Source organism: Alkalimarinus alittae, from assembly GCF_026016465.1.
Lineage (GTDB): Bacteria > Pseudomonadota > Gammaproteobacteria > Pseudomonadales > Oleiphilaceae > Alkalimarinus > Alkalimarinus alittae.
On the sequence record NZ_CP100390.1, the window covers coordinates 1,547,306 to 1,567,294 of the forward strand.

The 19,989-nt window shown below is 44.7% G+C and carries 17 protein-coding genes; 14 read left to right on the forward strand and 3 right to left on the reverse strand.

Translation table 11 applies throughout. From position 1 onward, the window contains the following. Positions 1-19 precede the first annotated feature (19 nt). Genes cobJ through NKI27_RS07030 form a run of 3 tightly spaced genes read left to right on the forward strand, consistent with a single transcriptional unit; the run spans position 20 to position 1,798 of the window. Complete coding sequence (gene cobJ, locus NKI27_RS07020; protein ID WP_265048961.1) at positions 20-796, forward strand: precorrin-3B C(17)-methyltransferase; 777 nt, start codon at positions 20-22, stop codon at positions 794-796. Beyond that, a complete protein-coding gene (gene cobM / locus NKI27_RS07025; RefSeq protein WP_265048962.1) occupies positions 793-1,608 on the forward strand; it encodes a precorrin-4 C(11)-methyltransferase in 816 nt (271 codons plus the stop codon). Before cobJ ends, cobM begins: the two co-directional genes overlap by 4 nt. Positions 1,609-1,612: 4 nt before the next feature. Beyond that, positions 1,613-1,798 carry a hypothetical protein gene (locus tag NKI27_RS07030; RefSeq protein WP_265048963.1) on the forward strand — a complete coding sequence of 62 codons (186 nt, stop codon included), beginning with the start codon at positions 1,613-1,615 and terminating at the stop codon, positions 1,796-1,798. On the opposite strand, the gene NKI27_RS07035 is transcribed toward NKI27_RS07030, so the two are convergent. Then, positions 1,795-2,958 carry a sirohydrochlorin chelatase gene (locus NKI27_RS07035; protein ID WP_265048964.1) on the reverse strand — a complete coding sequence of 388 codons (1,164 nt, stop codon included), beginning with the start codon at positions 2,956-2,958 and terminating at the stop codon, positions 1,795-1,797. The genes NKI27_RS07030 and NKI27_RS07035 overlap by 4 nt on opposite strands. A 172-nt stretch (positions 2,959-3,130) precedes the next feature. On the opposite strand from NKI27_RS07035, the gene cobW reads away from it, so the two are divergent. The 10 genes from cobW to yghU all read left to right on the forward strand — a co-directional run bounded on the left by cobW (position 3,131) and on the right by yghU (position 16,230). Beyond that, complete coding sequence (cobW, locus tag NKI27_RS07040; protein ID WP_265048965.1) at positions 3,131-4,228, forward strand: cobalamin biosynthesis protein CobW; 1,098 nt, start codon at positions 3,131-3,133, stop codon at positions 4,226-4,228. A 3-nt stretch (positions 4,229-4,231) separates the two neighbouring features. Beyond that, entirely contained in the window at positions 4,232-8,095 is a 3,864-nt protein-coding gene (gene cobN / locus NKI27_RS07045; RefSeq protein WP_265048966.1) for a cobaltochelatase subunit CobN, read from the forward strand. A 16-nt stretch (positions 8,096-8,111) separates the two neighbouring features. After that, on the forward strand, positions 8,112-9,590 hold the full coding sequence (locus NKI27_RS07050; protein WP_265049485.1) for a cobyric acid synthase: 1,479 nt from the start codon (positions 8,112-8,114) through the stop codon (positions 9,588-9,590). After that, positions 9,590-10,534 carry an adenosylcobinamide-phosphate synthase CbiB gene (cbiB, locus tag NKI27_RS07055; RefSeq protein WP_265048967.1) on the forward strand — a complete coding sequence of 315 codons (945 nt, stop codon included), beginning with the start codon at positions 9,590-9,592 and terminating at the stop codon, positions 10,532-10,534. The genes NKI27_RS07050 and cbiB overlap by 1 nt, the downstream gene beginning before the upstream one ends. Further along, positions 10,531-11,586, forward strand: a complete 1,056-nt coding sequence (locus NKI27_RS07060) for a threonine-phosphate decarboxylase (protein WP_265048968.1) — start codon at positions 10,531-10,533, stop codon at positions 11,584-11,586. Before cbiB ends, NKI27_RS07060 begins: the two co-directional genes overlap by 4 nt. Positions 11,587-11,649: 63 nt before the next feature. Beyond that, positions 11,650-12,228 (forward strand): HupE/UreJ family protein, encoded by a 579-nt coding sequence (locus NKI27_RS07065; RefSeq protein WP_265048969.1) that lies wholly within the window; start codon positions 11,650-11,652, stop codon positions 12,226-12,228. 77 nt (positions 12,229-12,305) lie between these two features. Continuing rightward, positions 12,306-13,103: a PhzF family phenazine biosynthesis protein gene (locus tag NKI27_RS07070; RefSeq protein ID WP_265048970.1), complete on the forward strand. Its 798-nt coding sequence runs from the start codon at positions 12,306-12,308 to the stop codon at positions 13,101-13,103. Between the two features lie 101 nt (positions 13,104-13,204). After that, entirely contained in the window at positions 13,205-13,525 is a 321-nt protein-coding gene (locus tag NKI27_RS07075) for an isochorismate lyase (protein WP_265048971.1), read from the forward strand. Then, positions 13,498-15,330, forward strand: coding sequence for a hypothetical protein (locus tag NKI27_RS07080; RefSeq protein WP_265048972.1), 1,833 nt, complete (start codon positions 13,498-13,500; stop codon positions 15,328-15,330). The genes NKI27_RS07075 and NKI27_RS07080 overlap by 28 nt, the downstream gene beginning before the upstream one ends. Positions 15,331-15,369: 39 nt before the next feature. Continuing rightward, complete coding sequence (gene yghU / locus NKI27_RS07085; protein ID WP_265049486.1) at positions 15,370-16,230, forward strand: glutathione-dependent disulfide-bond oxidoreductase; 861 nt, start codon at positions 15,370-15,372, stop codon at positions 16,228-16,230. 8 nt (positions 16,231-16,238) lie between these two features. Here yghU and NKI27_RS07090 read toward each other — a convergent pair whose 3' ends face one another. Both NKI27_RS07090 and NKI27_RS07095 read right to left on the reverse strand, forming a co-directional pair. After that, a complete protein-coding gene (locus NKI27_RS07090; RefSeq protein WP_265048973.1) occupies positions 16,239-17,486 on the reverse strand; it encodes a Y-family DNA polymerase in 1,248 nt (415 codons plus the stop codon). Next, the gene (locus NKI27_RS07095; protein ID WP_265048974.1) at positions 17,480-17,929 is read right to left on the reverse strand and encodes a LexA family protein; all 450 of its coding nucleotides are present in this window, start codon (positions 17,927-17,929) and stop codon (positions 17,480-17,482) included. The genes NKI27_RS07090 and NKI27_RS07095 overlap by 7 nt, the downstream gene beginning before the upstream one ends. A 227-nt stretch (positions 17,930-18,156) precedes the next feature. On the opposite strand from NKI27_RS07095, the gene recQ reads away from it, so the two are divergent. Further along, positions 18,157-19,956, forward strand: coding sequence for a DNA helicase RecQ (recQ, locus tag NKI27_RS07100; protein WP_265048975.1), 1,800 nt, complete (start codon positions 18,157-18,159; stop codon positions 19,954-19,956). Positions 19,957-19,989 lie beyond the last annotated feature (33 nt).

A 19,989-nucleotide genomic window follows, 5' to 3' on the forward strand; every position in this document is an offset into this window, starting at 1 on the left:
AACAATAGAAGAGATATTAATGAGCAAATTGTTTGTGGTAGGTACCGGCCCCGGAGATAAAGATCTTGTTGCCCCAAAAGCGTTACAGGCGATAAATGCGAGTAGTGATTTGGTGGCCTATGGGTTGTACCTTGATCTATTGGGTGATGTTTGCGACGGTAAAACGCACCATGATCTGCCGCTCGGTGAAGAAATAGGCCGTGCCCGTTTGGCGCTTGATCTTGCCGCCTCTGGCAAAACCACGTCATTAATATCGAGTGGTGATATAGGCATTTATGCCATGGCAACCTTGGTGTTTGAATTGCTAGATCAGCAGCTGCAAGGGAAGGAGTCTCACCCTGAATGGTTGGAGGTTGATATTGAAGTGATTCCTGGTATTTCTGCGATGCAAGCAGGGGCTAGTCGGGTGGGTGCACTGCTTGGTCATGATTTCTGCACTATCTCGTTGTCAGATTTATTAACGCCCTGGGAGACGATCGAAAAGCGTATTCATAGCTGTGGAACGGGTGATTTTGTTGTTTCATTTTATAACCCCAAATCAAAAAAACGCGACTGGCAAATCAATACTGCGCGAGATATTTTATTGAAATACCGTCCTTCTCATACCCCTGTATTGTTAGGCAGACAGCTTACCCGTGAAGATGAAAGTATCACCATTACCACGCTGGATAAACTGGATGCTAAAGACGTCGATATGTTTACCTTGGTATCGGTCGGTAACAGTGAGTCGCGGCACATCATTAATGGCAGTAAAGAGTGGGTTTACACACCGCGAGGTTATCGTAAAAAATTATGACAGTTTATTTTATCGGTGCAGGCCCCGGCGACCCTGAGCTTATTACAGTCAAAGCGCTGCGCTTAATTAAGCAGTGTCCTATTATTTTATATGCGGGCTCTTTGGTGCCACGTGAGATTTTTGCCGAAGTAGAAGATACCGCAGACAGTATCATTGATACGGCATCGATTCATCTTGATGAAATTATTGCGCATATAGAAACGGCCCACAAAGCGGGTAAAGATGTGGCGCGTGTTCACTCAGGCGATCCCTCTCTCTATGGGGCGATTGGCGAGCAAATTCGTCGACTCGAGCAACTCGATATTGATTATGAAATCATTCCCGGTGTGACGGCAACGTCTGCCTCGGCTGCATGGTTAGGCAAAGAGTTAACACTATCAGGTGTGTCGCAAACGATCATCATGACTCGCTATGAAGGTAAAACCCCGTTCCCAGAAAGAGAGCGCTTACCGGCATTAGCGGCAAGCGGTGCAACGCTGGCTATTCATTTGGGGGTGACGCGTATTCATAAAATTGTTGAGGAGCTTATTCCTCACTACGGCGAAGATTGCCCCGTCGCGGTTTGTTATCGAACCTCATGGCCTGACCAAGACAAGGTGATTGGCACGTTAAAGAATATTGTAGAAAAAGTACGTGAGAAAAAATTCACACGCACGTCGTTGATACTGGTAGGGCATGTGTTAGGCACAGACGAGTTTAGAGATTCATATTTATATGATGAAAATAAAGCGCATGTTTATCGCCCCAAGGTAAAACCTATCGAGGCGCGAACAGTTGATAACGCGAGTGCTCACCCAGTGTTGAAAAAGTAATGTTATGGAACGGGTAAGCCACCAGAAAGTAATTCAAATTAAAAAAGAAGCGAAAGAGATGAAAAAAGTGCTGCGTTGTAATTATAACGTAGCACTTAACTTAAAAGCCGAGAACCTCGGGTATGAAAGCTGGGCTGAGCTCGTTACGAAGAACAACCTAAGTCGTTCTTCGAAGAACAAAGTGATTTAAGACTGTTTACAGCTGGGTGTGCCGTCGAGTATCGGTTTTTTAATTAAGTCTTCATCGATAACGGCTTGTGGAAACTGGCCCATAAAGCAGCAACAGACATTCTCATTAATCATTGTTCGTGGTCCGTGAGGATGTGCAATATGTTTATAGGGCGCATGATGATGACCATGAGAGTGGCTATGGCCGCCATCATGTGAGTGGTCGTGACTGTGTGAATGAACATGGCTATGCGAATGATCATGACTGTGCGAGTGATCGTGCGAATGGCCGTGAGATTTTTCAGGCTGATATTCTGCATGATGGTGGTGAACATCAACATCGCCATTTGCGAGGCGTTTTTTAAAGTCAGCCATTAAGCCGGTTCCAGCTTCTTGCCCGGCTACGGTCTCTTGAATGCGAGAACAAAAGGTATTGATAACGTGGTCTTGGTCACGAAGGTAATCGGCTTTTAAAAATTGAACATCCGGGTTTTCTGCTGCGACTTTATCGGTGTATGCATAGATACGATCAATCAATTTACCGCCAAAGAGGAAGTAAGGAGCAACAACGATTTTTTTGAATCCTAGCTTTATGGCCATTTCAAGACCGCGGCCTACTGATGGGAAGGTAACACCAGAATAGACCGTTTCGGCCCAGCCAAAGCCTACGTTTTCGCAGACGATACGTGTAAGCTTTGCGGCGTCAGCGTTAGCTTCGGTGACCGAAGTGCCACGGCCTACGACGACAAGCATGGTGTCATAAAGCTCACCGGCTTGAGGTATGGTTTTTAGGCCTAAGATATCCAGTATTCGCTGTTGAAATGCAAGAATCATTTCATCATGTAAACCGAGTACGTTGCCATATTCAATCTCAAGTCCAGGGTGCTTTTCCTGGAAGGTGGTGAGAACAGATGGGATATCATTTTGAGCATGAGTAGCCGTAAATAACATGCCAGGCACAGCGTATATTTTTTTTACGCCCTGCTGTACAAGGCTGTTAAGTGCCATATGAATATTGGGGGCAGAGTACTCTAAGAACCCATATTCTACTTTTAATGTTGGGTGGCGTTGACGTAGTCCTTTCGCTAAAAGGCTGAACTCTTCTTCAGCTATTTTGGCGCGGCTACCATGACCACAGATGAGAATTCCGCTATTTTCGGGGAGTTGATTTAAATCGGTCATAATGATGTCTGAGTCAGTTAAATGAAGGTAATAAATGCAGGAAATTAAAGTCAAAGTGTAACCTAATTCACCTACTACTTCATTTGTTTTTATTGGATGAAGTCTGCCATCAAGTGATGGTTTATATGTTGAGTGTTACGTAAAAATAATTCAGATTTCAGGAGTTAAGTTGATGCAATTAAATAAGATTCCAGCCACCGTTGTAACCGGCTTTTTAGGGAGTGGAAAGACCACCTTATTATCCAATGTATTAAAGCAGGCAGCCGGCAAACGTATCGCGGTTATTGTTAATGAATTTGGTGAGTTGGATATCGATGCCGACCTATTGCGCAATTGTCCTCTAGATTGTGAAGACGAATCAGCGCAGGTATCGAATGGCGAAAACGGTATTTATGAACTGGCTAATGGCTGCATCTGCTGCACGGTAGAAGAAGAGTTTTTACCGGTTATGAAAGAACTCGTTGCGCGTCGTGATGATATTGACCATATTTTGATTGAAACCTCTGGTTTGGCGTTACCTAAACCGTTGGTACAAGCGTTTAACTGGCCAGAAATAAAACAGTATTGCACGGTAGATGCCGTCATTACTGTGATAGACGGCCCGGCCGTGGCTGCCGGTCGATTTGCTGATAATGCAGAGCAAGTGCAAGCTCAACGATTAGCTGATGAAAGCCTTGATCATGACCCAAGCTTAAAAGAATTGTTAGATGATCAGCTAAGTGCGGCAGATATTGTTATTGTCAGCAAAAATGACTTGCTGAGTGACCAAGAGCGGGAGCAGGTGCAAGCTATCGTTTCGACCAGAGTCCCAGAAGCTGTTAAGACGACGTATATCAGTAATGGGGAAGTGCAACTTGATCTGCTGATGGGTATCGATGCGGCTGCGGAAGAACGTATTGATCATGTACATAATCACCATGATCATCACCACGCTCATGGCGCACATCATGATCATGCTCATGATCATTTTGATTCTTTTGTCATTTCAGTTGGACAAGTTGATCATGAACGGTTGCAGGCCGTATTGAAAACCTTGCTGTCGAAATACAATATATTTCGAGCGAAGGGCTTCGCGGCTTTACCGGGTAAACCTATGCGACAGGTGATACAAGCGGTCGGTGAGCGGGTTGATGTACACTTTGATCGTTTATGGGGGGCAGAAGAAGAACGCAAGACTCAACTGGTCATTATCGGCAAAGATATTGATGAAGCAATATTGACGGCAGCACTGCAAGAAGCGGTCGTTGAAGATGCTGTTTTAGAAAAATAACCTATGCATCTTTTAGCAGCAAAACCCGGTGGCTTCGTCGACGACGAGGGCATTATCGACCTCGACCAGTCACCCGCTGATATCGTTATATTGTCTGCTGCCGATAGCTCCCTGGCAGCATTGGCGAGTAGTGCCGAGTCCTTACCTGAAGACTTTCCGAGCATTCGTTTGGCTAACTGGATGCAGTTGTTAAAGCCTGCGGCTTTTGACCTTTATCAGACGAAAGTGTTGGATCATGCACATGTCGTTATTGTCTCTTTACTGGGGGGACAAAACTACTGGCAGTACGGGTTTGAACGATTACAACAGTGGGCCTCTAAAAGTACAGATGATAACCCTCGGGTTTTGATTCTAGTGCCGGGTGACGATACGCCTGATGACAGCTTGTTTGCTGCATCAACGGTGGCTGAGTCGTCTGCGGTTAAGATTTGGCGCTATTTGCGTGAAGGTGGGGTACTCAATAATCAGCATTTATTGTACTTTTTGGCTGATCAGTACATGGGGGGCTCATACAAGTGGCATGAACCTCAAGCATTGCCTCACTGCATGCTGTACATGCCTGGCTCGTCGCTGAAACATTCACAAGCAAGCTTTAGTGATTGGCAAGATCGTTGGCAACAGCAAAAAACTGATGCCCCTGTTTGCGCTGTTTTGTTTTATCGAAGCCATCTGCAAAGTGCCAATACGGCAATGTTCGATGACTTGATTGTAACCTTGGAAGACCAAGGTATTAACCCGTTGCCTATTGCGGTTGCATCATTAAAAGATGCTGAATCAATCGCACTGGTTAATGCGTTGATTGAGCAAAGTGGCGCTTGTTTGGTGCTTAATACAACCAGTTTTGCCAGCAATACGGTTTCTAGCCCAGACCTATCATCTGAGCCTACGTTATTTAAATCACCTTTTGCTAGAGCCTTACCTGTATTGCAGTTGGTCTTGTCTAGCAGTACAGAAGAAGACTGGGCTCAATACAGTCAGGGGTTACGCAGCCGTGATATTGCAATGCAAGTTGTCTTACCAGAAATGGATGGGCGTATTGTCACTCGGGCTATCAGTTTTAAAGCTGAAAGCCATTACAGTGATCGTTGCGAAATCTCAGTTGTCCGCTATGCATTGCAAGAGAATCGAGCAAAATTTGTTGCTGAGTTGGCCAGGCGATATTGCGCTTTATCGCTTAAAGAAAACAGCGAGAAACGCATTGCCCTGATACTGGCGAATTACCCAACCAAAGATGGACGCATAGGTAATGGCGTAGGTCTCGATACACCGGCATCAACCATCAATATTTTAAACGCTTTTCAGCAAGCAGGTTTTGCGGTTGAAAATATTCCCGCCAACGGTACGGCATTGATTGAAGAATTGTTGGGGTCGGTTACTAACAACCCGAACACTCTACATCAGCTACCCTGTTGGCAAAGCATGGCCGTTGATGAGTATATGGAACACTTTAAGGCGATGCCACAAAGTTCTCAGGATGCCATTTGGCAGCAATGGGGCGCGCCTGAACAAGACCCTAAATGCCGCAACGGTCGTTTAATGCTTGCAGGCATTCGGTTAGGCGAGACCTTTATCGGTATTCAACCCGCCCGTGGTTTTAATATAGACCTGTTAGCGAATTATCATGACCCTGACCTGATTCCTCCCCACAGTTATTTGGCATTCTACTTCTGGTTGCGTCATTGCTATCAGGTTGATGCCATCGTGCATGTAGGTAAACACGGTAATCTGGAATGGCTGCCAGGCAAGGGGACGGCACTGTCTGACCAATGCTGGCCAGATATCGCATTGGGCCCGATGCCACACTTTTATCCTTTTATTGTGAATGACCCTGGTGAAGGCGCGCAGGCTAAACGCCGTACTCAGGCCGTTATTATTGATCATTTAATGCCCCCCATGACGCGTGCTGAAACCTATGGCGATTTGGCCGATCTCGAAGGCTTAGTTGACGAGTATTATCAGGCAATGGGCATGGATGTTCGCCGTGAAGAATGGTTGCGAGAACAGATTTTACTAAAAGTTCAGCAAAGTAATGTCGCAGAGGAATTAGGTCTGGCTGCTGATGCCGCAGACGACAATACATTGATGCAGTTAGATGCCTACTTATGTGACATTAAAGAAGCACAAATTCGTCACGGTTTGCATATCCTTGGTGCTCTACCCGATACCGATAAACTGAGTGACACGATCGTAGCTCTGCTACGTTTACCAAGAGGTAATGAGCCACACAGTCAGGGTATATTGCATAATCTGGCAATAGATTTTGACTTGACTGTTGAGGGTGAAAGCTTTGATCCATTGGCTGCGAGCAGTGAACCTTGGCTAGGCAATAAACCCCGGTTATTAATTGATCTGAGTGAGTCAGCGTGGCGAACTCAAGCCGATACCCGTGAGCGCTTGGAGCTGTTAGCTATGCAGTGGGTGAGTGATTATGTGTTGTCTGCTGATAGAGAAAGTGTTGATAAACTAACGCTATCTTACCCTAACACAGCGGCCCAGCTACGATATGTGCAACACACTATTTTAAAGGCGCTTGAACAATCGGCAGTGCTTGAAATTCAATCGTTGATACAAGGTCTCAATGGGGTATTCGTTCCACCCGGGCCGAGTGGTGCGCCAACAAGAGGGCGTCTTGATACATTGCCGACAGGTCGTAACTTTTTCTCGTTAGATAATCGCGCGATACCTTCACCCGCGGCGTGGGCAATCGGTGAGCGTTCAGCACAGGCGTTGATAGAACGGCATTTACAAGAGCACGGTGATTACCCTAAACAAGTTGGGCTTTCTGTGTGGGGTACAGCCACCATGCGCACAGGTGGGGACGATATTGCCCAGGCTTTTGCCTTAATGGGGGTTAAGCCGATTTGGGCTGCGGGTTCACATCGTGTGGTTGATTTTGAAATCATGTCGGCCATGTTGTTAGGGCGACCGAGGATTGATGTCACTTTACGCGTGTCAGGCTTTTTTCGCGATGCATTTCCCAATGTAATGAAGTTATTTGATGCGGCGGTACAAGCGATTTCAGAATTTGAAGAGCCCGGTAAAACCAATACTATTCGTCAACATATCGAGGCCCGCCAGCAAGAACTATTGAGCGAAGGTTACAGTGAGGGTGACGCTAAGCGTCAAGCCAGTTATCGTGTGTTTGGCAGTAAACCTGGCGCTTATGGAGCGGGTCTGCAAGGCCTGATTGATGAGCGTTGTTGGGAGCAGCAAAGCGATTTAGCCGAAGCCTACTTAAATTGGGGTGGTTATGCTTACGGTAATGACAAAGTTTCAGGCGATGGCGTCGAGGCTAAAACAGCGTTTCAAAACCGGCTATCAAAACTCGAAGCGGTGATTCAAAATCAGGATAACCGCGAACACGATATCTTAGACTCAGATGACTACTATCAGTTTCAGGGCGGGATGACTAATGCTGTCAATACTTACCGTGGCGATATGCCAGTGGTTTATCACAATGATCACTCTAACCCATCTGCGCCAAAAATCCGCACATTAAAAGAAGAACTAAACCGTGTCATTCGCTCTAGGGTGTTGAACCCAAAGTGGATATCGTCAATGCAGGAACATGGTTATAAAGGTGCGTTCGAAATGGCCGCCAGTATTGATTACCTCTTTGCCTATGATGCAACCACCAATCTGATTGCTGATTACCAGTACCAAAAGGTGGCTGATGCGTTAGTGTTTGATGAGCATAATCAGGCCTTTTTAAAAGAGCACAACCCGCACTCGCTTGAAGAAATGACTGAGCGTTTACTCGAAGCAACACAACGCGGATTGTGGCAGGAACCCGGTGAGTATGCCCAAAAATTACAAGACTTATTGTTAGAAATAGACGCAACACAAGAAGGGAATAGCCGTGTTTAAAAATCCACACACCCTCATGGTTCAGGGCACAACCTCAGACGCCGGTAAAAGCATTCTGGTGACTGCACTTTGCAGAATATTAGCCCGTCACAAGGTGGGTGTTGCCCCTTTTAAACCCCAAAATATGGCACTTAATAGTGCCGTTACGATTGAAGGGGGTGAGATAGGCAGAGCGCAAGCGGTTCAGGCAGAAGCCTGTTATTTACCCGCTTCGGTTGCAATGAACCCAGTATTGCTAAAGCCTAACAGTGATTGCGGATCGCAGGTGATTGTCAACGGGCGTGCTATTGGCAATATGCAAGCTAAGGAATATCACGAGTTCAAACCTGAATTACTTGAAACCGTGACTGACGCTCACCGAGCGCTGCAAGAAAAATATTCAGTGGTTGTAGTGGAGGGCGCAGGTAGCCCTGCAGAAATTAACTTGCGTGAGCATGATATTGCCAATATGGGGTTTGCTGAGCGGGTCGATTGCCCGGTCATTATTGTGGCAGATATTGATCGTGGTGGCGTGTTTGCACACCTGTTAGGCACTTATGAACTGCTAAGTGAATCTGAACAGCAGCGCGTGAAAGGGTTTGTGATTAACCGGTTTAGGGGCGATGTGTCTCTGCTTGAATCAGGGTTGAGGTGGTTAGAAGAACGTACTTCTGTGCCGGTGTTGGGGGTTATTCCGTATATCCAAAACCTGCATATTGAAGCAGAAGATAGTATTTCACAAAACCAAAAAGACAATGCCGCAAGCCGTTATCAACAGTTAAAAGTGGTTATTCCTGCTTACCCGAGAGCCAGTAATCATACCGACTTTGATGTGTTGCGTATGCATCCGCAAGTCGACTGTCAGTTTATGAAAGGGGTTCAACAATTCAACGGAGCAGACTTAATCATTTTGCCCGGCAGCAAGAGTGTGCGTAGTGATTTGCAGTGGTTAATCGAGAGTGGTTGGCAAGCCATCATAGAACGACATTTACGCTTAGGCGGCAAGGTAGTGGGTATCTGTGGTGGTTTTCAAATGCTCGGAAAGGCAATACATGACCCCGATGCTGTCGAATCAGCCGCAGGCTCAAGTAATGCACTTTCGTTACTCAATATGGAAACAACGCTCACCGGTGAAAAGACCTTGCGTAATGTGCAAGGCGTGAGTGTAGACAAACATATACCGGTTACCGGTTATGAGATTCATGCGGGGGTTAGTCAGGGTGAGGCGTTAGATTCCCCTGTATTTTCCATCAGTCATAAAGACTCCAGCGAAACGTTTTTTGATGGCGCGATCAATCAAGACAACACCGTATTAGGCACCTACATCCACGGTGTATTTGATCAGCCAGAGTTACTCGACTCCCTTTTGCAGTGGGCTGGTTTGGCAACTGTTGAAGCATTTGATTACCCCGCTTACCGAGGGCAACAAATTGATCGACTCGCGACAGAAGTAGAAAAAGCTTTACCGTTTGAATTATTGAAGTCGCTACTGTCTTTACCGGTTGAAAAAGCGTGATGATGGATACCTTCGTGATCGTGTTGTTAGCGCTTATTTTTGATCGCATGTTGGGAGAAGCAAAACGGTTTCATCCGCTGGTCGGCTTTGGCAATATCGCAAACCGTATTGAGCAAGGGCTGAATAATGGCGCTCATAAGAAATTAAAAGGGTTGATAGCCGTGTTTATAGCGATAGCCCCTATAACGTTTGTTTTTGTGCTGATTGATAGCCTACTGCAAGATGTTTCAGTGTTATACATGCTTTTTTCTGCGTTCGTATTGTATTTAGCCATTGGCTGGCAGAGCCTTATTCAGCATGCCTTGAATATCAGCCAACCTTTACAGCAGAAAAATCTGGCGCAAGCCAGAAAAGCCGTTTCCCTGATTGTGAGCCGTGATACCGAGCATTTATCTGAAACAGATATTGCAAAAGCCGCAACAGAATCTGTGTTAGAAAATGGCTCAGATGCCATATTTTCGGCCATCTTCTGGTTTTGTGTATTGGGTGTGCCAGGGGTTGTTATTTATCGTTTAAGTAACACCCTTGATGCGATGTGGGGCTATAAAAACGAACGCTTTATTGCATTTGGTTGGGCGGCAGCCAGGTTTGATGATCTGTTGAATTTGATACCTGCCCGTTTAACCGCCCTGAGTTATTCGTTTGTTGGCAATACAAGGTTGGCACTTAAGTGTTGGCGGCAACAAGGCTTTAGCTGGAAAAGCCCCAATGCAGGCCCTGTGATGGCCGCCGGAGCAGGCGCATTGAATGTGTCTCTGGGTGGGGCGGCTCAATACCATAATGAATTACAAATAAGGCAAGCATTAGGGCCTGATGTGGATATGGGTGGAGAGATACCGGTCGCTGAATCCATTAACAAGGCTTGTGAATTATTGAATAGAGCCTTACTACTATGGTTACTGGTGATTGCCATTGTCAGTGTCGGCCTGGGGTTGTTGTTATGATTAAGGCTGAAACATTTTTGCCTTTGCATGGCGGTGATTTAGAAGCGGCTTCTGCTCAATATGGTATTCCTGTCGATCAATGGGTAGACCTGTCTACGGGGATTAATCCCGAACCTTATCCTGTGGATTCGATATCATCAGCGGCATTTAATCGATTACCTTATCTATCAGACGCATTTAATCAGGCCGTAGCGTCTTATTATAAGGCGGATAACGTTATACCCGTTTCAGGCACTCAGGCGGCGATACAGGCTTTGCCTAAGCTGTTATTAAAACAACCTATTCTGATCCCGGAAACGGGTTATAAAGAACATGAAAAACATTGGTCAAAAACAGAATCTGTCATTGATCACTATCCTTCTTGCCATAGTGAAGAGGCCATTGATTATATTCAAACAACCCTCACTCGAAATCCGCAGCAGCATCTGTTGGTGGTAAACCCAAACAATCCTACGGGTGTAATATTTTCTAGGGAACAACTCCTAAATTGGGCGAGTCAATTAGCGGAAGGGTCATATTTGATAGTGGATGAAGCGTTTATGGACTTAACACCCGACAAAAGCTTACTAGAAAATTCATTGCCAGATAACATCGTCGTATTGCGTTCTTTTGGTAAGTTCTTTGGCTTAGCGGGTATTCGGTTAGGCTTTGTTTTTTCAAATACAGGTTTAATTCAAAAACTGTCTGATGCGCTTGGGTTGTGGCAGGTGAATGGGCCTGCACAAGCATTAGCCATTCAAGCATTAACTGATCGTGACTGGCAGACAAGGGCTCGTATTTCAATTGCTCAAAATGCCCAAATGACGCAGGCAATATTTTTACCATTAATCACTCAATATGAAGTTGAGAGGGCGGTGCATGCCGGGTTGTTTTCGTCTTATTTCTTAAACAAAAAAGATGCACTCAAGATCAGTCAATTTTTTGCTAAGAGGGGGGTTCTATTACGTGTTATCTTTTTAGGTCATGAGAAAGCCATTTTGAGAATAGGTTTGTTATCTGAGCGTGAATTAGATGCAAAGAACCAAGTCGTACAGGCGATAAATAATTATTAATATTAAGCAGCATCGCTTTACGAGCTGCTACATAGTTTTAAATACTAACTAAGGAGAAATAAAATGAAAAAAGTTGCACTAATGTTGATCGGTTTGTTCGCTACTCTTCCGGGTATTGCTTTTGCACATGCTGGTGGCGGTGAGTTAACAGGGTTTATGCATGGCTTCGGGCACCCAATAGGTGGCTTAGACCACATGTTGGCCATGGTCGCTGTAGGTCTTTGGGCGGCACAGTCTGGTGGTAAAGCATCATGGGTGGTGCCTTGCACGTTTGTCGGTGTCATGGTGTTAGGGGGTATTCTTGGTTTCTCGGGTGTGTCTCTACCGTTTGTCGAAGAAGGCATACTAGTGTCTATTTTGATTTTAGGTGTGTTGATCGCCAGTGCTTACAAAGCGCCGTTAGTATTCAGCAGCCTTATTGTTGGCCTGTTTGCTATTTTTCATGGTCATGCACATGGCACAGAAATGCCGGTTTCAATGAGTGCTGCAACTTATGCAATCGGCTTTGCGCTAGCAACAGCCATGCTTCACTTTGCAGGTATTGGCATGGGTATGTTGATGAAACAAGCAAATGTTCAAGCGGTTAGTCGATTGGCGGGTGGAGTCATTGCACTGGGTGGAGTCTATTTAGCGATTGCCTGATTAATAAGAGTAAGTCGCGCACAGTCGCGACTTACTTTGTTCTTGGGTAAGCTTATTTATAAATATAAGGGGATTGAATGGAACTCGAAATAACAGTAGTAGATGCTTTTACAGATTCTGTTTTTGGCGGAAACCCAGCAGCCGTGATTATTACCGATGAATGGCTATCCGATGATTTAATGCAGTCTATAGCGTCAGAAAATAACCTTTCTGAGACCGCTTTCTTAGTTTTGGCTGGAACATCAGTCTATCAAATTCGATGGTTTTCACCACTTACTGAAATCGATTTTTGTGGGCATGCTACCCTGGCCTCCGCTTTCGTCTTGTTTGACAAGAGCCCAGGGTTAACCCGTATTACCTTTACCGCACAGGCCGTTGGAGAGTTGATCGTAGAGAAAACTGAATCAGGCAAGATTCAGATGGATTTTCCGAATACCAAACCTCAGAAGGTTAGCGTCATCCCTGACAACTTGATAGCCGGCCTCTCTATTCCTCCGGTAGATGTTTATAGTAACTCGCAAGCATATTTCGTGATTTATGAATCTGAGTCTGAAGTGTTATCTGTGCAACGCAACAACGAATCCCTGGTGCTACTCAAACCGCTTGATGTGGTGGTGACCTGTCAGTCAGAAGCGCAAGAATACGATTTTGTATCTAGGTACTTTTGGCCAGCGAATGGCGGAGACGAAGACCCTGTTACGGGCTCTATTCATACAGGTCTAGCTCCGCTTTGGGCTGATCGTCTTGGTAAGAAAGACTTGGTAGCGTATCAAGCCTCAAAGCGTGGTGGTGTACTCAACTGTTTGGTTTCAGGAGACAGGGTGCTCATTTCTGGCAATGCCGTTCAGTATTTGAGAGGCGTTATCACTGTTTAGTGTCATAATTTTCTAACAAGACCAGACACAGCTATTATGGTTGGTAGAGAAATCAAACGTTTTGTTAGATCTGAGTGTTTTATTAAAATTAAGGAATAAAATTGATATACCAAAACAATATTGAGCCTGAAAATTGTTCGGGAATGGAGGATATCCGCACAGAGATAGACAACATGGATAGAGACATTATCGCTATTCTGGGTAAACGGTTTCAATATGTTAAAGCGGCATCAAAGTTTAAAACTTCGGAAACATCTGTTCGCGCCCCTGAGCGATTTAAAGCGATGCTTGAACAGCGCCGGTCCTGGGCTTTATCAGAAGGTTTATGTCCAGGTGCAATTGAGAAAATGTATCGTGATTTAGTTAATCACTTTATCAAAGAAGAAATGTCTAAATGGAAATCAGACTCATCAGACGCATAACAATAAAAAGTGCGCTTAAGCGTAAATGCACCCCAGTCATTAATGCTGCTTTTGCTCTTTGCCTTTTTGTTTACTTGGTTGCTCAGTCAGTTAATGCTCAAGAGCAGCGGCTTGACCCAGTAACCGAAGCATCTTTTGGGGCGTTATTGCAGGGGTGGAGTTTTCTTAAGGACTCGCCCGAGTATCCAAAAAGTGGCATTAGAATCAAAAATCGTAAAGATTATTTAGATGCCGTCCAAAATATAAATACTCACACAGAATACCCATCAATGGACTTTCCTGAATGGTTAGTTGCAGACGATGACTATATACAAGCACTGCATTCGAGCTATTTGGTATGGTCTTTAGCAAAGACGGGTAAGTCGGTTAATGCTCCGATAGAAGAATGGCTGAATATCATTATTGATAAAGGGACAGTGGTTCCCGAACATCCGGGCTATGTGAATGGCGGGGTGGAAATCGCTACCTTATTGTTGGATGCTTATATGTATGTTAATTCTGAAGCACCCATTAATACCCAGTTTTTGTTGAACTACCTAAAGAAAATGCGACAGTATTCTGAGCCTATGTTTGAGCAGGTCTTTCGAAATATGCGGGTTGAGTCAGACGTTTTTAAGGAGACAAAAACGCTGGGCATGCTTTTTATTAGTTTGGGGCAAGACGGACCGGGCAATAAAATATCTTCTCTGAATACGCCACCACCTTCCATGAATCAGTACATTTCCCGCCGCTATTATAGCGGATTCAATATTCGAATTTATAAGTCTGAGGAGTATGTGGATTGGGTGAAAAATCAGGTTAAAGCGGAAGACCTTGCAGGCTTTGAGTTTCCATTTCCTGATACGATTAAATCAGATGCAGACTACCTAAGAGCATTGCACTGGAGCTATGTGATATGGGCACTGGCAGAAAATAACATAGTTACAAATGCACCGTTGTTGCAATGGATCAAAATAATTACAACCACAGAAAAGCCTGCCGGGTATAACAGCAACTATTACAGCGGCCTGGGGGGGCTTGCCGCTTTTTTACTACAGACTCATACGCTAATGGCACCGACACAAGAAGAAGGCGTTAAACGTATGTTAGAGAGTTTTAGGATGGATGGTTTGCTACCCATGAACAAATTGTCGATTGCTCAGTACAAAGTATTTTGGGACGAGTCGCTTTGTACAGCCGGCACTATTAACGATGCTAAGGCTTTGTCGGTGTTATTGCTTAATATCGAAGAGGTTGCAGGTGATGATTTAGAGCGGCTGCGTTTATTATTAAGCGCCATTACACATTGCGCATCCTGGCAAAAATTAGACTTGAAAACCCTTTGGCCCAGTGCCGTTTATGAAAAAATAACTGAGCTATCTAAAGATCAACTACCAGGTAGTTATACGCCAAAATTTGGAAGAAGTGTTCGTGAGATCGCCTGGCAACTACGCCTTCGGGGATACAGCGAAGAGATGCCTCGTGAGGAGGCATTGACAATGAATGAATGGCGACCGAGGGAGCAGGTAGATATTTACACTGAACGCTATCAGTATGTTTGGGCATCAAGTTGGATTCCCGTTTTGCTATTGTTTTTTGGATCGAGACGAAGGAGGGTGACAGCACTCGTCAGTGCGGGTACATCTACATCACTTCTTGCGATCATTTTCTTCTGCGCAAATGTCGCGGGCCTTGGCCACAATACTGGCAGTATAAAAGGCTATTTAGGAGTAATAGAGTATTGTTTTCCTTTCTACGCGGCGTTGATTGCCTTTTTATGGTTTGCAGGCTTGCTAAATATCGTAGCCAGAGCTAAAACTAGCTGAAACATTTGATTGATCTACAAAATAAACATAGGAGTGATGATGGAAAATCAATACACACCACCCAACATCTGGGCTTTCGATGCAGAAAATGGCGGTCAATGGGCAAGTCTTAATAGGCCAACCTCAGGTGCAACCCATGAAAAAACGCTACCTGTCGGTGAGCATGCTTTGCAGTTGTATTCTATGGGCACGCCTAATGGGCAAAAAGTCACCATTATGTTGGAGGAGTTATTAGCCTTAGGAAAGGCAGCAGAATACGACGCTCACATGATTAACATTATTGAAGGCGACCAATTCTCAACAGACTTTGTGGATATTAACCCTAATTCTAAGATTCCAGCATTAGTGGATCACTCTAGTAGTGACGGTGCTGAACCTATTTTTGAGTCCGCCTCCATTCTGGTTTATCTTGCTGAAAAATTGGGTGCATTACTGCCTGAAAAAGGCGTAAAGCGTACTCAAGTCTTCAACTGGCTGTTCTGGTTACATGGCTCTGCGCCTTATTTAGGCGGCGGGTTTGGTCATTTCTACGCTTACGCTCCTGAAAAATTCGAATACCCAATCAACCGCTTCACGATGGAGACTAAACGTCAGCTAGATGTGTTAGATAAGCAACTGGCGAAAAATGAGTTTATCGCGGGTGACGAGTACAGCATTGCAGATATTGCGACCTGGCCTTGGTATGGCAATTTAGTATTGGGTAACCTTTATGAAGCAAAAGAATTTCTTCAAGTCGAAGATTACACCCATGTTCTTCGATGGGCGAAAGCCATTTTAGCGCGCCCTGCCGTACAGCGAGGTCGTATTGTTAACCGAAGCTGGGGTGAAGAGTGGGAACAGCTTGAAAATCGTCATAGCGCTGAAGATATTGATAAAATTTTAGCGTTAAAGGCAGAGTGATATATACATTAAATCTTAACGATAGGTAAGTCGGATATCCGCGTTGTATAAGCCGGAGATTTAAAGTGTCGAGCCATTGACCAATCTCTGGCAATACCTTGTCTTGCAAAAAATAGGCATCCGTTACCATATCGTTTATTCATTTGGTCAACGGTGCTCATCAGCTTGATAGCTTGCTCTGAATCATTTTGAAAAAAGTCATTCTGGAAGTGCTTGCTATGAGTTAATTCTAGCAAGCCTACTCCTGCCCGTGCATAGTCATAGTCTTCACGAAATAAAGCATCTGAAGCTTTGATCGCTGTGCCGATGATTACCCGACTGTCATTCGTTGGGTAGGGCAACGATACCGTGCAACTGTTGCTGTAAGCTTGCTTTGAAAAACGCGACGTTTGGATCGTTACATAGATTCTTTTGGTGAGCCCATTTTGTTGCCGTAACTTTACTGCGGCTCTGCTGGCATAGCTGGCGACACTCTCCCTGATTTCTCGTTTAGAGGTGACTTTCTTTGAGAAAGAGCGGCTGCAAAATACTTCTTGCTTGGGAGGTGGTTGGGTGTCTAAGTCGAAACAACGAACTTCATTTAACTCCAGTACGGTTCTCTCTAGGGTTACTCCAAATTCATTTTTGATGAATTTGGGCGGTTGGTGTTTAAGGTCATGAACAGAGTGTATGTTTAATAAGTTAAGTCTCTTGGCTACTCTGGAACCAACCCCCCAAATTTTATCCACTGCAATTTTTTTGAAGACATTTTCCCAGTGATCAATATTTGAAATTAGACAAACACCATCCAGTTTTTTTGACTTTTTAGCGATGTGGTTTGCCAGTTTCGCTAATGTCTTTGTTTCTGCGATACCTACGCATACCGGCATTCGTTGATGCTGCCATGCTAGCCTTTTAATTAACTGACCATGGCTGATAGCGTCACTAAAGCCGTTAAGCTCAAGAAATGCTTCGTCAATACTGTATATTTCAATCCGATCACCTAGTGTTGCCAGCAAACCCATTAATCGTGCCGATATGTCACCGTATAGCTCGTAGTTGCTGCTAAAGACGTGAACATGATGCTTTTCTAGTAACGGCTTAATTTTAAAAAAAGGCACGAGGCCAGGTATACCTAATGCTTTTGCTTGGGCATTGCGAGTGACAATGCAGCCATCGTTATTTGATAAAACAACAATGGGCTTGCCTCTTAAATCGGGTCTGAATATTTGTTCGCAACTGGCATAACACGCGTTGCAATCGACCAGTGCTAGCATGTAAAAGCAAAGTTCTTCTGAGGTGAAATACAGTAAGTCACCACGCCTTCACAAATCACATCAATATCTTGAGGCAAAGGGATTGGCTGATGCTTTGGGTTTGCAGGTCTTAGCATTTGTTTTTTCAAATCTAAGATCTTGACTGTTAACTCCCCTGCAATAGACGCCACTATGGTACTGTCATTTTCAGGTTGAATGGATCGGTCTATGATTAACAGGGAACCATCAAGGATCCCCCTTTCTATCATTGAGTCACCTTGCGCTTTAGCTAAAATAGTCGCTGAAGGATGCTTTATAAGTAGCTCGTTAAGACTCGGTATGCTTTCAGCGTAATCATCTGCAGGTGATGGAAAGCCACATGCAAGGCGACGACTCAGTACCGAGAGCACTTCGTTAGTCGATTTAAACGACGAATGTAAAATACATAGCGGAGTAACTTTCATAATAAATATCATGCTGTATGAATAAACAGTATTATGATAGTCTTATTACTGTATAAATATCAATTAGAATTATTTTTTCTTTAATTCTATACATTGTGTTTTTTATTACTAAGTGAAACCTGGGTGATCAACTTGATAACAGCCCTCCCGTTGGAGCAACTAATGCGGTAATGTAAACTGGTGAGCGCGCGATCCAGACTAATGAACAAAAGTGAGAAACTCCCCTTATGATGCAGGAAGCATATAACATTCTAGAAAAGGTATTTGGTTATACCCAATTTCGGTCACCTCAGGATGAGGTCGTTAATTCATTGGTTGCAGGGCAAGATGTGTTTGTCCTCATGCCCACAGGCGGTGGAAAATCACTTTGCTACCAAATTCCTGCCTTGATTCGGCCAGGAGTAGGCGTTGTGATATCACCACTGATTGCCTTAATGCAAGATCAAGTGTCTGCGCTGTGTGAGGTTGGGGTTAGGGCGGCATGTATGAACTCATCTATGCCTCCAGGCCACAATGCCGAGGTTGAGAACTTGGTCAGAAAAGGTGAGTTAGATCTCGTCTACATTGCACCAGAACGCCTAATGCTACCTTCAACACTTGAGTGGCTCAGTAGTGTGAGTGTTTCATTGTTTGCCATAGACGAGGCTCATTGCGTTGCTCAGTGGGGGCATGATTTTCGCTCAGAATACTTACAACTTAGTATTCTACAAGAACGTTTTCCGGCCGTGCCCAGAATTGCACTAACGGCAACGGCAGACGCCAAAACACAAGAAGAAATCGTTGCTCGTTTGGGACTACAGCAAGCCGCTGTGTATATTTCAGGCTTTGATCGACCTAATATTCAATATCGTATTACTCAAAAAGTTAAAGCCAGACAACAACTGCTCAGCTTTATTCAGCAAGAGCACCTGACGGATGCGGGTGTGGTTTATTGCATGTCTCGTAATAAAGTAGATAGCACGGCTAAGTGGTTATCAGAACAAGGGATAAAGGCATTACCCTATCATGCAGGGCTTAGCAAAGAAGAAAGGCAACAGAATCAAGAACGATTTTTACGCGAAGAGAGTGTCGTTATTGTGGCAACCATCGCCTTTGGAATGGGTATTGATAAGCCCGATGTTAGATTTGTAGCGCACCTAGATTTGCCGAAGAGTATCGAAGCCTACTATCAGGAAACCGGCCGGGCAGGGCGAGATGGGTTGCCTTCAACGGCTTGGATGGCATACGGTTTAGAAGATGTGATCAAGCTCAAACAGATGATGGCAGGCTCTGAGGCGAACGAACAATTTAAACGCATCGAACAGCGCAAGCTAGATTCAATGCTAGGGCTGGCCGAAATCACCAGCTGCCGCAGACAAACCTTAATGAACTATTTTGGCGAAGCGTTAAAAGAGCCATGTGGTAATTGCGATAACTGCCTCACCCCGGTTAAGACTTGGAATGGCACCGATGCCGCGAGAAAAGCTCTCAGTTGTGTGTATCGTACTGGGCAGCGTTTTGGCGTGGTTCACCTTATCAATGTACTTAGAGGAAAAATGACAGATAAGGTGTCTCAGTTTAACCATCATCAGGTCACCACGTTCGGTATTGGAGAAGATTTAAGTGATACACAGTGGCGCTCGGTATACCGACAGTTAGTGGCAAGAGGGTATTTGAGCGTAAACTTTGATCACGGACAGTTGTTTCTCAATGATAAGTGTCGAGCCGTATTGCGGGGCGAAGAAGAGGTTGAGTTTAGGCTTGACCCTGTGGTTAAAAAGCAAAGCAGTCGCTCAAGTCGTGAAAAAGGGGCGCCTGTCAGTGAAGAAAATTCAGCACTATGGGAAGCGCTGCGCGCATGTCGCAAAAAACTAGCAGATGATCAGGGGGTGCCGCCTTATGTTATTTTTCATGACGCAACATTAAAAGAGATGATAGAAGTAAAGCCTGCTACATTACAGTCATTAGGCACAGTTAGTGGCGTAGGACAGAAAAAACTAGATAAATACGGTACTGATTTTCTTAGTGTTATTCTTCAGTATCAGTAGTTGTTAAATATAAATAGACGTTCGGCTCAGACG

Coding starts and splice junctions, on each gene's coding strand:
- cobJ (WP_265048961.1), top strand. CDS start 20: ATGAGCAAATTGTTTGTGGTAGGTACCGGCCCCGGAGATAAAGATCTT.
- cobM (WP_265048962.1), top strand. CDS start 793: ATGACAGTTTATTTTATCGGTGCAGGCCCCGGCGACCCTGAGCTTATT.
- NKI27_RS07030 (WP_265048963.1), top strand. CDS start 1,613: ATGGAACGGGTAAGCCACCAGAAAGTAATTCAAATTAAAAAAGAAGCG.
- NKI27_RS07035 (WP_265048964.1), bottom strand. CDS start 2,958: ATGACCGATTTAAATCAACTCCCCGAAAATAGCGGAATTCTCATCTGT.
- cobW (WP_265048965.1), top strand. CDS start 3,131: ATGCAATTAAATAAGATTCCAGCCACCGTTGTAACCGGCTTTTTAGGG.
- cobN (WP_265048966.1), top strand. CDS start 4,232: ATGCATCTTTTAGCAGCAAAACCCGGTGGCTTCGTCGACGACGAGGGC.
- NKI27_RS07050 (WP_265049485.1), top strand. CDS start 8,112: ATGGTTCAGGGCACAACCTCAGACGCCGGTAAAAGCATTCTGGTGACT.
- cbiB (WP_265048967.1), top strand. CDS start 9,590: ATGATGGATACCTTCGTGATCGTGTTGTTAGCGCTTATTTTTGATCGC.
- NKI27_RS07060 (WP_265048968.1), top strand. CDS start 10,531: ATGATTAAGGCTGAAACATTTTTGCCTTTGCATGGCGGTGATTTAGAA.
- NKI27_RS07065 (WP_265048969.1), top strand. CDS start 11,650: ATGAAAAAAGTTGCACTAATGTTGATCGGTTTGTTCGCTACTCTTCCG.
- NKI27_RS07070 (WP_265048970.1), top strand. CDS start 12,306: ATGGAACTCGAAATAACAGTAGTAGATGCTTTTACAGATTCTGTTTTT.
- NKI27_RS07080 (WP_265048972.1), top strand. CDS start 13,498: ATGGAAATCAGACTCATCAGACGCATAACAATAAAAAGTGCGCTTAAG.
- yghU (WP_265049486.1), top strand. CDS start 15,370: ATGGAAAATCAATACACACCACCCAACATCTGGGCTTTCGATGCAGAA.
- NKI27_RS07090 (WP_265048973.1), bottom strand. CDS start 17,486: ATGCTAGCACTGGTCGATTGCAACGCGTGTTATGCCAGTTGCGAACAA.
- NKI27_RS07095 (WP_265048974.1), bottom strand. CDS start 17,929: ATGAAAGTTACTCCGCTATGTATTTTACATTCGTCGTTTAAATCGACT.
- recQ (WP_265048975.1), top strand. CDS start 18,157: ATGATGCAGGAAGCATATAACATTCTAGAAAAGGTATTTGGTTATACC.